Below are 773 nucleotides of genomic sequence, written 5' to 3' on the forward strand. Positions count from 1 at the left end.
CGCAAAGCGCGCGGACTGTCGTTTGTGACTGCAAATTGCCTGCAGGTCAGAGAAGCCGGCGCGCGGGCATTTTCATGCATTTGAGGATAATCGGATCGGCGGCGGGCGGCGGCTTTCCGCAATGGAACTGCAACTACCGTCTCAGTCGTGCGGCTCGCAACGGCATGGCAAGCGTGCATCCACGAACCCAGTCAAGTGTCGCCGCCTCGGCGGACGGGTTGGGCTGGGTTCTTTTCAATGCCTCGCCCGACATTCGCCAGCAAATCGCTGCAACACCTGAATTACAGCCTGCGGGCGATGCGCCGCTGCGCTCGACACCTATTCGCGCTGTGGTGCTGACCAATGCCGACGTCGATCATATCGCCGGACTGCTCAGCCTGCGCGAGCGGCAGCCTTTCGCCATCTATGCAACGGCGCAGGTTCTGGCGACGCTGGAGGCGAATTCGATTTTCAACGTTCTCGATCCAGCGCTTGTGCCGCGGCGCATCCTGCCGCCGGCGAAAGAGTTGGCCATCTGCGACGCAGAAGGCCGCGATACCGGCGTAATGATCGAGCCCTTTGCCGTGCCCGGGAAGATAGCACTCTATCTGGAGGATAGAGACCATCCGGATGCCAATTTCAGCTCCGACGCAGGTGACACGATCGGAGTCCGAATTGCCGGCATCGGCAGCCGCGGCTCCGTCTTCTATATCCCAGGCTGCGCGCGCATCGATGCGCGCGCAGCCTGGGATATAGAAGACGGAGCCGCGGCTGCCGATGCCGGCAATTCGGAC

The 773-nt window shown here is 62.0% G+C and carries 1 protein-coding gene; it reads left to right on the forward strand.

Features of this window, described 5'->3' with window-relative positions:
* The coding region (locus tag ENZ75_RS33305; RefSeq protein WP_245481362.1) for an MBL fold metallo-hydrolase at nt 1-773 on the forward strand (773 nt) is incomplete at both ends.

It is taken from the genome of Mesorhizobium sp. M7A.F.Ca.CA.002.04.1.1 (assembly GCF_004022805.1).
Lineage (GTDB): Bacteria > Pseudomonadota > Alphaproteobacteria > Rhizobiales > Rhizobiaceae > Mesorhizobium > Mesorhizobium ciceri.